Genomic DNA, 13,247 nt, shown 5'->3' with positions numbered 1-13,247 from the left:
CCCGGAGCCGGCCGGCGAGCGCCGCGAACAGGTGCAGCGCCGTCATCTGAGACGGGATCAGCTCCGCCCGCTGACAGCCGGGCCTGGGAGCATCCGCAGCGGGCTGCGGGCGCAAGTGGCTGTAGAGGAGGAGATCGTGACCGAGCGCCGTCAGACGGGCGGCCCAACGACCGAAAGGGCATGGCCTCATGTGTGGCGGCTCGGCATGGTGACGTCTTTCGCCCTGAGGCGGCCCTCCCCTCGCAGTGGCTGCCATTACTCCATGCCAAGCCGCTCAGGCAAAACCCCAGCGACGGTCACGACGGCCTCGCCCTTCTCGCCGTACGCACCCCGCCCACCGGCTGCGAGAACCGTCGGCGCGGAAAGTACGGATAGCGGCGCCCGCGCCTGACACACACCACCCGGCGGACATCCCGCACTTCCAGGAGAGGCAGTGCGGTGCACTTCCGTACCGGCCTGGAGCCGGACGACGCAGGGGCGGCGGTATGTTGCCACGAGAACCCTGCACATCGCCTCCGCCCTGGGCCCGACCGCGAGGAGAGGCCGGACACCACTACCAATGCCCTCGCCGACCGATCGGGCGGCGTCGCTGCTGTCAAGCGCGCGTCCGCTGTCCGCGCACCTCCACGTCCTCGACCGGCCGCCCTGGCCCGTGCGGCAGTTGGAGCGTGCTGGTCGGCTCAGCGGGCGCCGTCGACATCTCCTCGCGGGCCGATAGGGCCAACTGTCCCTGTGTCAGGGACTGTTGGGCCGATCCGCCCTCCGTGGCCGCGACCCCATCATGGTGGGCGCGACACCGGCCCGCGCGTGTGCGGGCATCCGGTGTGGAAGCTCGTCGACGAGGGGATTCGGATCATGACGGACACCGGATCGCTCCTGGCCGAGGTGGTGGGGCCGGAACACGTGCTGACGGAGGGGAGTGTTCCGGCGGAGTACGGCCACGACGAGTCGCTCACCGCCGTCGCGCGGGCGCCGGCGTATGTCGTGCGCCCCGCGACGGCGGCCGAGGTGTCGGGGGTCGTGGCGGTCGCCGCGGCGCAGCGGATCCCGGTGACCGCCCGGGGATCTGGAACCGGCCTCTGCGGGGCTTGCGTGCCTCATGCCGACGGGATCGTCTTGTCGTTCGAGCGGATGGACCGTGTCCTGGAGATCGACACCGCCAACCATGTCGCCGTGGTCCAGCCCGGCGTCACCCTGGCCGAACTCGACCGGCAGACAGCTTCGTCGGGGCTGTGCTACCCGGTGCGCCCGGGTGGGCAGAGTGCCTCGGTCGGCGGCACCATCGCCACCAACGCCGGTGGCATGCATGCCGTCAGACATGGCGTCACCCGGCACCACGTGCTCGGCGTCGAGGCCGTCCTGGCTTCCGGCGAGATCGTGCGCAGCGGCGGGAAGTTCGTCAAGACCAGCACCGGCTACGACCTGACCCAGCTGCTCGTGGGCTCCGAGGGCACGCTGGCCCTGGTCACCGAGGCCGTCCTGCGCCTGAAGCCCCGCGCCGGGCACAGCGCGACGGTGCTGGCGCCGTTCGCCACAGCCGGGGAGATCTCGCAGGCCGTGCCGCGGCTGCTGGCCGGGGGCCTGGACCCGCTGGCCCTGGAATACGTCGACATGCTCACGATGGCTGCGACGACCGCCGAGCGGGATCTCGCGCTCGGCATCCCCGAACAGGTCCGCCGCACCTCGCTCGGCTATCTGGTCGTGGTCCTCGAAGAGCGGTCCGCCGAGCGGCTCGAAGCCGATGTGGAAGGGCTCGGCGAGCAGTTGCTCACGCTGGGCGCGGCCGACGTCTACGTGCTGCCCGCGGCCGCCGCCCGCCGGCTGATCGAGGCCCGGGAGCGCGCGTTCTGGGCCGCGAAGGCCGCCGGTGCCGACGAGGTCGTGGACATCGTGGTGCCCCGCGCGTCACTGCCCCGACTGCTCGCCGAGGCGGACGTCATCGCCCGCGACAGCGGGTCGGTCATCACCGGCTGTGGGCACGCCGGCGACGGCAACGTACACCTGGCGGTCTTCCAGCCCGACGAGGACCTGCGAGACTCCGTGCTCCGGCGGCTGTTCCGGGCGGGAACGGCCCTCGGCGGGGCGATCTCCGGCGAGCACGGCATCGGCACGGCCAAGAAGCGGTACTTCCTGGATCTGGAGGACCCCGCCAAGGTGGAGCTGATGCGCCGCATCAAGCACGCCTTCGACCCCGACGGCATCCTCAACCCCGACGTCCTCTTCGACTGAGCGTGTGAAAGGCGGAACCGTCGTGAACGGTGCGCATGCTGTGGCCCGCACCCTCCTGGACTCCGGGGTCGAGGTCTGCTTCGCCAACCCCGGCACCTCCGAACTGCACTTCGTCGCCGCCCTCGACGACGAGCCCGCACTGCGGGCCGTGCCGTGTCTGTTCGAGGGCGTGGCCACCAGCGCGGCCGACGGCTACGGCCGGATGACCGGTCGCCCTGCCGCCACACTGCTGCACCTGGGCCCCGGCCTCGGCAACGGCCTGGCCAACCTCCACAACGCCCGCCGCGCCGCCACTCCCCTGGTGAACCTCGTCGGCGACCACGCGACCTTCCACAAGAAGTACGACGCCCCGCTGGAGTCGGACGTCGACGCGCTGGCCCGCACCGTCTCCGGCTGGGTGCGCCGCTGCGACGACCCCGCAACGGTGGGCGGCGACGTGGCCGAGGCGGTGGCCGCCGCCACCGGCGCTCCAGGACAGGTGGCCACGCTGATCCTGCCCGCCGACGTGTCCTGGTCGGACGGTGCCCGTCCCGCGCCGCCGGTCGCGCCCCGGCCGCCCGCGACCGTACCCGAGGAGACCGTCGCCGCGGTGGCCGCCGCCCTGCGCTCCGGCGAGCCGGCCGCGATCCTCCTCGGCGGCCCCGCCACCCGCGAACCCGCGTTGCGCGCAGCCGGCCGGATCGCCGCCGCGACGGGGGCCCGTCTGCTGTGCGAGACCTTCCCCGCCCGTCTGGAACGCGGCGCGGGCCTGCCCGCGGTGGAGCGGCTCGGCTACCTCGCCGAGGGGGCGATGGCCCAACTCGACGGCGTACGTCACCTGGTGCTGGCAGGCGCCCCCGCACCCGTGTCGTTCTTCGCCCACCCCGGTCTGCCCGGTCTGCTGGCACCCGACGGCAGCCAGGTCCACACCCTCGCCACGTCCGCCGACGACGTTCCGGTGGCTCTTGGCCTCCTGGCCGACACCGTCGCTCGGGACACGCCCCCGCCGCTCCAGGCCCCAGGACGACCGGCGCCGCCGACCGGCGCACTGACCGCCGAGACCGCCGCGGCGGCCGTGGGCGCGCTACTGCCCGAGGGCGCGATCGTGGTGGACGAGGCCAACACCTCCGGCCTCTGGCTCCCCGGGGCCACCGCAGGAGCGCCCCGCCACGACTGGCTGACCCTCACCGGCGGTGCCATCGGCCAGGGCCTGCCCCTCGCCGCCGGCGCCGCGCTCGCCTGCCCGGACCGGCCCGTGCTGTGCCTGGAGGCCGACGGCAGCGCCATGTACACCCTCTCCGCGCTGTGGACCCACGCACGCGAGGGGCTCGACATCACCACCGTGATCTTCGCCAACGGTTCGTACGCCATCCTCACCATGGAGTCCCAGCGCCTCGGCACGCCCGCGGACGGCCCCGCGCGGCGCGACCTGCTCGACCTGACCCGGCCCGGCCTCGACTTCGTCGCGCTCGCCCACGGCATGGGCGTACCGGCATCGCGCGCCGCCACCGCCGAGGACTTCACAGCCCAGCTGAGCAAGGCCCTGACCGAGCCGGGACCGCATCTCATCGAGGCCGTGGTGCCCGCGCTCTTCTGAAGCACCGGCACAGCAGCGGCAACGATGCGGTCGCGAGGCCCTGGTCAACTCCGCGGGAGCGGTGACCGCCGGGGCCGACCTGCCTGGCCGTACAGCGGCGTGTCGTAGGACGTCGCTGCGGCGCTCCAGGCGCCCTTCCAGCGTGACCATGCCGTCCTGGACGGAGGCGGTCACGGCGTCGGGGCGGCAGGCACATGGCGCGGCTGAACACGTCAGCGATGACTTCCCGGCGGAACTCCTCGTCGGTGCGCAGGAAGACGCGCAGCAAGTCGCGGCGGGTGGCGGTGCCGATCAGCCGGTCCTCCTCGTCCACGACCCGGAGGCGTTGGACGCCGTGGCGTTCCATGACACGCGCGGCATCTGCGACCCACTGTTCGGGGTGCACCGTGACAGCGGGCGACGTCATCAGGTCCTCGGCGGTGGTGGCCCGGGCGACGGCAGTGCGACGGGCGGCGCGGCGCAGCGCGGGCACGCGGAACCGCGGCACAGGGCGGTCGATGGACTGGGCAGCCTGGCGGCGGATCAGGTCGGTCTCGGAGACCACACCCAGGGCCTTGTCGTCGTGGTCGACCACGGGCAGCCCGCTGATCCGGTGCTGGTCCAGCAGCCTGCCACGTCCTCCAACGGTGTCTCCCGGCGGGCTTCGACGACCTCGCTGGTCATCACTTCAGCGACGATGCGAGTCATCACGCGCACTTCCTTCATCGTCCGCCGTCCACGAGCGGAATGCGACGAAGTGCTGCGGCCGGATCGCCCGACGGAGAGTGCGAGGCGCGGCGGGCCTGCTATGGGGCACCTGGGGGCCGGAACGCACGGGCCCGCTCGGCCGTGGTGGCCGTTGTCATCCCTTCGGACCGTCCCGGGGAGCCGGCCCCCTGGTGTTTCTTCAGCTTCCCTCCCTGACCGCAGCGGTGGCAGGGGCCGAGCGTCCCTGAGCCGAGGGCCGAACTGCCCACAGTCCGTGGGCCGTGGCCGAGCGAACCTCGGTCGAGCGAGCCGGGGCCGTGGTCGCGGACGCGGACGCGGCGGATCGGCCGCGTCATGCTTCGGCACACTCGACCGCTGCCGAGCCCGGGGGCCCAGCCTCCCGATGAGTGGCACGGGGGCGTTGTCGGCGGTGCGGTGTCAGGCGTGTTTGGCGACGGTGAGCAGTACTGCCGCGTCTTCAATGGCCTGCAGACTGTGGCGGGCTTCGGGGATGGTGATCAGGTCGCCGGTCCGGCCCTCCCAGGAGGTGTCGCCGCTGGTGAGCCTCACGCGTCCGCGCAGCACCAGCAGGGTCGCCTCGCCGGGGCTCTCGTGCTCGGCGAGGGCGGTGTCGGCGGTCAGCGCGAGGACGGTCTGGCGCAGGACGTGTTCGTGGCCGCCGTAGACGGTGGCGGCGCTGCGGCCGGTGGAGGCGGCGGTGGCGCGTTCCAGGTGCTCGCGGGCCAGTGCGTCGAGTGAGAGCTTCTGCATGGTTTCCAGTCTCCGGGGGGATGCGACGGTCGACCGCCGGCGCGCCGTGCGGGTAGTCCCTGGCGGACGCCGCTACGGCGCCGGCGGTGGTGGTGGCAAGGCTCCGGCGGGTCACATCTCGAAGACGATGCGTGCCTTGATCTGCCCGCTCAGGACCTCGGCGATGGACTCGTTGACCGTCTCCAGCGGACGGGTCTCGTAGATGACCTTGGTGCGTCCGGCGGCGTGCAGCTGGAACACCTCGTCCAGGTCCTGGCGGGTGCCGACGATCGAGCCGATGACCGAGGTGCCGTTCAGGACGGTGTCGAAAATCGGCACCTGGATCGTTCCGCCGGCCGGCAGGGCGACCATGACGAGTTTGCCGCTGCGCCGCAGACCGCCGTAGACGGAGGCGAAAGCCTGCTCGTTGACGGCCAGCGCGATCGCCGCATGGGCTCCGCCGTGCTGCTTGAGCACCTCGGCCGGGTCCTCCTTACGGGCGTCGATGAGGATGTCCGCACCGAGCTCGCGAGCGAGCTCGAGCTTCTCGTCGGTGACGTCGATCGCCGCGACGGTGGCGCCGGCGATCTTCGCGTACTGCACCGCCAGGTGCCCGAGCCCACCGACGCCGGAGATCGCCACCAGCTGGGTCGGCCGGACGCCGGCGACCTTCAGCGCCTTGTATGTGGTCACGCCGGCGCAGGTCAGCGGGGCGGCGTCGCGAGGGTCGATACCGTCGGGGACCACCGTGGCGAAGTCGGCGGGGGCGAGCATCTTCTCGGCGTACCCGCCGTCCACGCTGTAGCCGGTGTTGTGCTGCTGCTCGCACAGCGTCTCCCAGCCGGACAGGCAGTGCTCGCACCGACCGCAGGCCCAGCCCAGCCAGGGCACGGCCACCCGCTGCCCGACCTGCAGGTGGGTCACTCCGTCGCCGAGTGCCTCGACGATGCCGACGCCCTCGTGGCCGGGAACGAACGGCGGGGTCGGCTTGACCGGCCAGTCGCCGTGCGCGGCGTGGATGTCGGTGTGGCACAGTCCGGACGCCTCCAGCCGGATGCGGACCTGACCCGGGCCGGGCTCCGGATCCGGGCGCTCCTCGATCACCAGCGGCTCGCCGAAGGACCGGACGACTGCTGCCTTCATCACATGCTCCTTGAGAACTGTTCGGTGCGGTGCGAATCCAGGGTCGAACGCGTCCCAGCGGTGCGGCAGGTCCTGAACGTCCTTGAGGGTGGGGCCGCTCGGCCCCGGGACCGGGGGAAACCGGCACCGGCCGGCACGGACTGTTCTCCTGCCACGAGGCGTTCGTGCACATCGTCGACTCGAGGGTCAACCAGCACATCAAATGGCTGCGCACCACCCGCCGACTGCCGTGGCGGCCCCCATCGCCTCCCTCAACTACCTGCTGACCTCGCATGCATGGCGGCAGGACCACAACGGCTTCTCCCACCAGGACCCCGGCTCCGTCGACCACATCCTGAACAAGAGCTCCGAGGCCGTACGGGTCTACCTGCCGCCGGACGACGACACCCTGCTGTCGGTGGCCGATCACGCGCTGCGCAGCAAGGACTACGTGAACGTGATCGTGGCCGGCAAGCAGCCCTGCTACGACTGGCTCAGCATGGAACAGGCCCGCGTCCACTGCGCGCGCGGCGCCGGGATCTGGGACTGGGCGGGCAAGGAGAGCGGCACCCGGGAACCGGACGTGGTGCTCGCCTACGCCGGGGACGTGGCAGCGGCAACCCTTGTGAGGGAACAAGTGCCGGCCCCAGATGGCTGGACCAAGACTTTCACCGACCCCCGGCTCTGCGCGGCCATCGTCGACCGCCTCACCTTCAACGGCACCATCATCGAGACCGGCACTGACTCCTGTCGCCTCGCCAGCGCACGAACCCGGCTGAGGAACCCGCCGAGTCGGCTGAGTGCGACAGCTGCCGATCTTGACGTGAGAGACGAGGGGGTTGAGGCACACCGGAACGAAAACCGGTGCTAGAAGATTGTTGTATGTGGGTTCAGCGAGTGATCGAACTGACCGGGTGGGAGCCACTCGGGATCTCCGTCGACTGGGCGGCGATCGAGGCAGAGCTGGGGGTTCCGCTGCCGGCGGACTACAAGGAGCTCTACGAGGTGTTCGGCGGCGGCGTCTTCAGTGATTCCGTCTACTTTCTGGGGCGCGACGAGGGCGTCTCGTTCGACTTCCTGACACAGTGGCGGGTCTCCCGGTCGGTCGACCAGGACAGCAAGCTCGGAGACGTCTCCGCCGTCGATCCCTATGCGATCTACGCGCCGGGCGGCAAGGGGCTCGTTGAGTGGGGCTCCACCGAATGGGCCGACGAGTACTGCTGGCTGATCGATGCCGAGCGGCCGGGCGATTATCCCGTCCTTGCGCGGTCCGATGACGGCGGCGCATGGGACCGGTACGACATGTCCACCTCGGAGTTCCTCTACCGCGTCCTTGCCGATGCCGATTTTCAACCTTTCGGGATCGCACAGTACGACCTCGGCACGACGTTCAAGCCCGGCTCCGGCGACCCCGTCGACGGCCGGCCGCTCTGACGACAGGCTGGCTGTCCCAAGTTCGTGGACACGACAGTGCCGTCGTTTCTCATCGAGATCCGTGAGCCAGGTGATCACCAACTGCCTCCGGAACCGGTCGACAAACGCTGTTCCTGGAGATCAGCGAAGCCACAAGGGGCAGGTCACGCCCAGGGGCGCTTCCCGGTGCCCGCGACAGAGCGCGCAGAATGAGGAGATGGCGATGGCGGACAGCGAGCGGCCCGGCGCCGGCAACCCGACGCGGGTCTTCCTGCTGGACGACCACGAGGTGGTACGGCGTGGGGTGCACAACCTGCTGAACGACGACGGACATCACTGTGGTCGGCGAGGCCGGCACCGTCGAGCAGGCCCTGGTGCGCCTGCCCGCGCTGCGCCCGCAGGTGGCGGTGCTCGACGTGCGCCCGCCCGACGGCGACGGGGTCACCGTGTGCCGCGAGCTGCGGTCGAGCATGCCGGAACCGGCCTGCCTGATGCTGACCTCGTTCGACGACGAGGAGGCCCTGCTCGACTCGATCATGGCCGGCGCGGCCGGGTACGTCCTGAAGCAGATCCAGGGCTCCGACCTGGTCCCGGCCGTCCGCACGGTGGCCGCGGGCCAGTCACTGCTCGACCCCGGCGCCACCACCAAGCTGATGGCCCGACTGCGCAACGACCAGCAGAAGGAGGAGGAGCCGGACGCGCTGCCCGGCCTGACCGTGCGAGAGGGGGAGATCCTGGCGCTGATCGGCGAGGGGCTGACCAACCAACTGCCAGATCGGCCAGCGGCTCTACCTCGCGGAGAAGACGGTGAAGAACCATATCTCCCGGTTGCCGGCCAAGCTCGGTGTGGAGCGGCGCATCCAGGCCGCGGTCATCGCCACGCAGACCCAGGACCGGCTCCGGCGCGAAGGGAACTGAGCCTCCGTTTCTTCGGCAGGCCCGCTGGGCCGTACGTCCCTCATGCCGTCCCCGTGCGGCCCACGTGCGGCACGTCTCGCAGCCGCCATGCTGGGAGCGGGCCCCGGACACCGCCGGGCATCGATCGAGAGGAAGACGGATGGAGGGCGTGAAGCCCGGTTCCGCAGGCGAGAGCAGCCCCGCCTCCCTGGGCGGGAGCAGCCCTCGGCAAAGCGTCGTCCGCCTTCCCCACGAGCGGGTCCAGTTCGCCCGAATGCGCAGCTCGCAGGACCGTGTCGCCGACGCGATCACCTCGTTCGCGGGGACGATGCGGTTCGTCTACCTGCACGCCCTCTGGTTCGCGGTATGGATCGCACTGAACGAGGGCCTGCTCGGGAAGGCAGGGATCTTCGACCCGTATCCCTACGGGCTGCTCACCATGATCGTCAGCTTGGAAGCGATCTTCCTGTCCACGTTCGTCATGATCAGCCAGAACCGCCAGGCGGTACGCGAGAACGTACGCGCCGATCTGGACTTCGAGACCAACCTGCGCTCCGAAGTGTGGTCGGTCCACATAGGAAAGGCACTGGGCCTCGACCCGCACCAGATCGAACAGCACGTTCAGGAGATCATCGCGCAGAGCAAGGCAGGCATGGACAGCAAGCAGCGAGGCACGCCGGTCGACCCCCAAGACCTCTGACCCCCGCTCACGACCCGCCCACGGGGCAGCCCGGGTCTCGCCCGGGGCCGCAGCACAACAGGAGGAGAGAGAACGTGGAAGCCATTGCGTACGGCGTCCTCGCGGACGAGGAGCCGCTTCTGCGCGACGCATTCAACCGTGAGTTCGCGGGCAGGCATGAACTGCGCTGCCTGGGGCTGTTCTTGAACAGGGACACCGTCCCGACCGCAGCCGGACATGAGGTGGTGCTGAGCAGTGTCAACGACACCCTGGATGCGGAAGTGCTGCGTGCGCTGGCCAAGGGCGGCACGAGGATGATCGCCCAGCGTGCCACCGGCTACAACAACATCGACCTGACGGCGGCCGAGGAACTCGGCTTGACGGTGGCCCGGGTGTCGTACTACTCGCCCTACTCGGTCGCCGAGTTCGCCTGGGCGCTGGCGCTCGCCGTCGACCGGCGGATCGTGCGCGCCGCGCACCGCACTCGGGAGTTCGACTTCCGGCTCGACGGGCTGATGGGCCGCGACCTGCGCGGCCGGACGGCCGGGGTGGTGGGAACCGGGAAGATCGGGGCCGCGTTCGCGCGGATCGCGCACGGCTTCGGGATGCGGCTGCTGGGCTGGGACGTCGCCGAGAACCCCGACTGCCTGGCCCTGGGCATGGAGTACGTCGAGCGGGAGCGGCTGTTCGCCGAGGCGGACCTGGTCAGCCTGCACGTACCTTTGCTGCCGGCCACCCACCACCTCGTGGACGCCCGTGCCCTGGCCTTGATGAAGGACGACGCGATCCTGGTCAACTCCAGCCGCGGCGGCCTCGTAGACACCGACGCCCTGCTGGAAACCCTGCGCGCGGGGCGGCTCAGCGGTGTCGGCCTGGACGTGTACGAGGAGGAGGCAGGAGTCTTCTTCCTCGACAAGTCTCTGGAGGTGATGACCGACGAGCGTCTCGCGCGGCTGATGACCTTCAACAACGTCCTGGTCACCTCGCACCAGGCGTACTTCACCCGGGATGCCGTCGGACAGATCGCCGAGACGACCACGGCCAACGTCGCGGACTACTTCGCCGGCCGAAGCGGTGACAACACTCTCGTCCGGTCGCCCGCCGTCTGAGGCTCCGAACACAGGACGGCCTCGCTCAGCTCCACACACCACCATGCGTCGTCCGGCAAGGCATAGTGGAACTGGACGGCATAGTGACGGCCTGCATGAACACGCAGCTCTGGCATGTCCGCAGGCTGTCACAGCCCCGCGTCGGAGTCTCGCGGGTATCCCGCTCAGCACCCGGCGCGGGCTCCAGCCAGCCTTTGCGGGACATCCTTTACCGAAGCCGTGGTGCCGCTGTCAGGCAAACAGCTCCGACATCACTCAATCAAGTTCAGTAATTCCTTTCTCTACATGGAGGACTGGGAGACGGCAGTATCGGCGGGTCCCATCGGTCTCAGCAGATCACGACATCGTCGTCAGCTGCTGCACCCGATGATCATCGACAATGCTGAAGAGCCTGAACGTCAGAACACGACCTGAAACCGGATCGGCCGCGTGAAGAACAACGATGCGCCGCGGAGCGGTGCCCACATGGCCGAAGGTGTCACGGCTCCACCCGGCCCCCAAGATGCCCTGCTGCAAGTCACGCTGGAAGCCGAGACCCCAGCTGCGCGGACCGAGGTCGTAGAGCTGTATCGAACGGCTGATTTCGAGCAAACTCATGGCAGTTGACGGTGCAAGCAGAGTCCCATGGCCTTTCAGGGAATTCAAGAGATCCGCGTACACCAGGCCCATGCCTGCGGCCGTCGATACGCCGGCCTGACCGGGATTTACCGGGCTCAAGCCTCGCGCCTCGTCCTCGACTGGAACGAAGCGCATGCTTCCGTCACGGCGATGCAGTGGGCCGTATTGCTGGCCCGGGCGCGGCACAAGGGACAGGTCGCGCAGGGCAAGCGGGGCAGCGACTTTCTCGGCTATGACGTGTTCGAGGGGCATCGAGTACACACGCTCGAGAATCGCGCCGAGCAACGCCGACGTGGTCTGTGCGTTGTAGTGCGCGTTTCCCGGTCGAGGCACGGCACAAGTCACGATGCGACGAGCCCGTTCGTCCAGTGAGGCGGTGTTCTTGTACAGAGTGGGCGGAAGCCTGACGGTGTGTCCGAGGAGATCCGCAATGGTCACCGCCGCCATGGCCGGCGTGCAGTCGTCGAAGTAGTGTGACAGCGGGGTGTGCAGGCCGACGAGGCCCTCCTCCGACGCAATGCCCGTACTGACGGCCAGCACGGGCTTGTTCGCGCAGTAGAGCCGTCCGACAATGTCCGGCGTGACGTCGGTCCCCGGGGCTGCTTCTCCTGCCACGATGTGACAGGCCACGCCATCCTCCAGAGAGAACACCTGAGCACCGAGGATGATCTTGCGGTCCACCCATTCCTTCAGCAGGACACGGATACGCGTCACGGACTCGGGAGTCCGGCCATCTTTCCGCACAGGCAATCCCTGTCTTCACAGGCTCTTTTTAAGGTACATCAGCACCCGTTCTTCGATTTCACCCAGAGCTTTTTCTGCAGCGGAAGCGGAAAATAGTCGGGCATCCACCTCGAGAGATAGGCGAAATATGCCTGTCGGGCTCTTTCCGGAGTCGAGCTTGATCGCACGCCCATTTTGATAAACCCGGAAGCTCGGGTACTCGTAATTACTGAGCTTCAAGAGGGAATTGAGGTCATCCCTTCGCGTGCCGGGCTGTGCCGACGGGTTGGTCGTGGCACTGTATCCATCATTGAGGGAAACCCCGATCATCGCTCTGTCCGGCCATCCGGATTCTCGGCACACCGCATCGAAATCCGTGGGGTCACACGCAGCAAAGAGCTGTCCGTGCATCATTGTTCTCGCCGAGTCTCTGATGCGCTCCTCAACCGTCCGCCCTCGCGATTTCAGGATGATCGGTATGGATCGCGAATACATCCCCAGGGCAGACCGTTCCACTTGAGAACGGCGGGTCGAGACGATCATGTTGAAGAAAGGCGGAATTTCCGCGAAGCCTTCGAAAGTCAAGGCTGCAAGATGGCAGAGAACATGCGCGACGCTCACCTGATGACGCTCTGCGATAATCGGAAGAGCTGCGCCAAGGAATGGGGATTCCAGGGAGACCTTGGCAAAGTTTAGGGCGCTTCCACTCCTCGTCTCGGCCACACGGGACAACCATGCATCAGGGGAGGGCGCCGTCAGCTCGGATCTCCAATATTCGATAGCCTTTTCATTGCGCCGCCGTCTGGCTTCCGTAGACTCAAGGGCCACCTGATCGGCGGGCTGATGTATCGCGCCGGCGGGGGCCCCTTCCCTGAAGATGACACTTCGAAAATAGCGCTTCAGGTATATGGCACCCACCAAGTCGGTGACGATATGGTCGAGGAACGCGTGGAGGCGGACTGGCTCTCCTTCGCTTCCCAGCCCGATAGCCAAACAGACGGGTGGATGCCCAAGAAGATCAAAATTATGTGTGCGCATTGACGAGTCAATGCTCTCCGGGAGTCCCGGACAATCACTTTCCGCAGCATATAGATAGACGGGGATCTGCGCCTGGCGCTCAACCACTTGAACCGGTTCGGGTTCGCCGGTGAGCTCGTATCGTGTCCGCAAGGTGTCGAATCTTCCGGCGATCCCTTCCAGCGTCTCCAGGGCACTCTTGAGAGACATGCCGGACGGAAATTCGAGGGAGATGATCATGTTTCCTCTTCTCCTCTCCGGATTTTCGGGAGGACACTCGTTCCACCACCACCGCTGCCCCCAAGTAAAGGGCAGGACGCCTGGTTCGCCCCGCACTGTCAGTGTCGTCATTTCACTCATGTCCGGCATCGCCTCCTCAGCATCCCGTCCCCTGGTCCAGCAGAGGCCCATTTCGCGTCGAGCCGTG

At 68.5% G+C, this 13,247-nt stretch carries 9 protein-coding genes and 3 pseudogenes; 7 read left to right on the top strand and 5 right to left on the bottom strand.

Annotated elements, in window-relative coordinates; translation table 11 throughout:
- Nucleotides 1-855: 855 nt before the first annotated feature.
- Nucleotides 856-2,229 carry an FAD-binding oxidoreductase gene (locus OG289_RS48325; RefSeq protein ID WP_327320364.1) on the top strand — a complete coding sequence of 458 codons (1,374 nt, stop codon included), beginning with the start codon at nucleotides 856-858 and terminating at the stop codon, nucleotides 2,227-2,229.
- Nucleotides 2,230-2,251: 22 nt separating this feature from the next.
- The gene (locus tag OG289_RS48320) at nucleotides 2,252-3,805 is read left to right on the top strand and encodes an acetolactate synthase large subunit (protein ID WP_327320363.1); all 1,554 of its coding nucleotides are present in this window, start codon (nucleotides 2,252-2,254) and stop codon (nucleotides 3,803-3,805) included.
- 108 nt (nucleotides 3,806-3,913) lie between these two features.
- Here OG289_RS48320 and OG289_RS48315 read toward each other — a convergent pair.
- The 3 genes and pseudogenes from OG289_RS48315 to adhP all read right to left on the bottom strand — a co-directional run.
- Nucleotides 3,914-4,510: pseudogene (locus tag OG289_RS48315) on the bottom strand (CBS domain-containing protein); the annotation flags it as partial.
- Between the two features lie 420 nt (nucleotides 4,511-4,930).
- Complete coding sequence (locus OG289_RS48310; protein ID WP_327320361.1) at nucleotides 4,931-5,263, bottom strand: cupin domain-containing protein; 333 nt, start codon at nucleotides 5,261-5,263, stop codon at nucleotides 4,931-4,933.
- Nucleotides 5,264-5,374: 111 nt separating this feature from the next.
- Nucleotides 5,375-6,385 (bottom strand): alcohol dehydrogenase AdhP, encoded by a 1,011-nt coding sequence (gene adhP / locus OG289_RS48305; protein ID WP_327320360.1) that lies wholly within the window; start codon nucleotides 6,383-6,385, stop codon nucleotides 5,375-5,377.
- Between the two features lie 125 nt (nucleotides 6,386-6,510).
- On the opposite strand from adhP, the pseudogene OG289_RS48300 reads away from it, so the two are divergent.
- The 5 genes and pseudogenes from OG289_RS48300 to OG289_RS48270 all read left to right on the top strand — a co-directional run.
- Nucleotides 6,511-7,007 (top strand): annotated as a pseudogene (locus tag OG289_RS48300) (phosphoketolase); the annotation flags it as partial.
- A gap of 254 nt (nucleotides 7,008-7,261) precedes the next feature.
- On the top strand, nucleotides 7,262-7,798 hold the full coding sequence (locus tag OG289_RS48290; protein ID WP_327320359.1) for an SMI1/KNR4 family protein: 537 nt from the start codon (nucleotides 7,262-7,264) through the stop codon (nucleotides 7,796-7,798).
- Nucleotides 7,799-8,000: 202 nt separating this feature from the next.
- Nucleotides 8,001-8,695: pseudogene (locus tag OG289_RS48285) on the top strand (response regulator).
- Nucleotides 8,696-8,948: 253 nt separating this feature from the next.
- Entirely contained in the window at nucleotides 8,949-9,374 is a 426-nt protein-coding gene (locus tag OG289_RS48275; protein ID WP_327320358.1) for a DUF1003 domain-containing protein, read from the top strand.
- 74 nt (nucleotides 9,375-9,448) lie between these two features.
- Nucleotides 9,449-10,462 (top strand): 2-hydroxyacid dehydrogenase, encoded by a 1,014-nt coding sequence (locus OG289_RS48270; RefSeq protein ID WP_327320357.1) that lies wholly within the window; start codon nucleotides 9,449-9,451, stop codon nucleotides 10,460-10,462.
- A gap of 336 nt (nucleotides 10,463-10,798) precedes the next feature.
- Here the strand turns inward: OG289_RS48270 and OG289_RS48265 are convergent, their stop codons facing one another.
- Together OG289_RS48265 and OG289_RS48260 are read right to left on the bottom strand one after the other, a co-directional pair.
- A complete protein-coding gene (locus OG289_RS48265) occupies nucleotides 10,799-11,794 on the bottom strand; it encodes a serine hydrolase domain-containing protein (protein WP_327320356.1) in 996 nt (331 codons plus the stop codon).
- A gap of 45 nt (nucleotides 11,795-11,839) precedes the next feature.
- Entirely contained in the window at nucleotides 11,840-13,060 is a 1,221-nt protein-coding gene (locus OG289_RS48260; protein WP_327320355.1) for a condensation domain-containing protein, read from the bottom strand.
- Nucleotides 13,061-13,247 lie beyond the last annotated feature (187 nt).

Origin of the sequence: Streptomyces sp. NBC_01235 (assembly GCF_035989285.1) — a bacterium.
Lineage (GTDB): Bacteria > Actinomycetota > Actinomycetes > Streptomycetales > Streptomycetaceae > Streptomyces.
The sequence above is the reverse complement of the archived record's forward strand: the minus strand, read 5'-3'. Positions and strand labels throughout refer to the sequence as shown.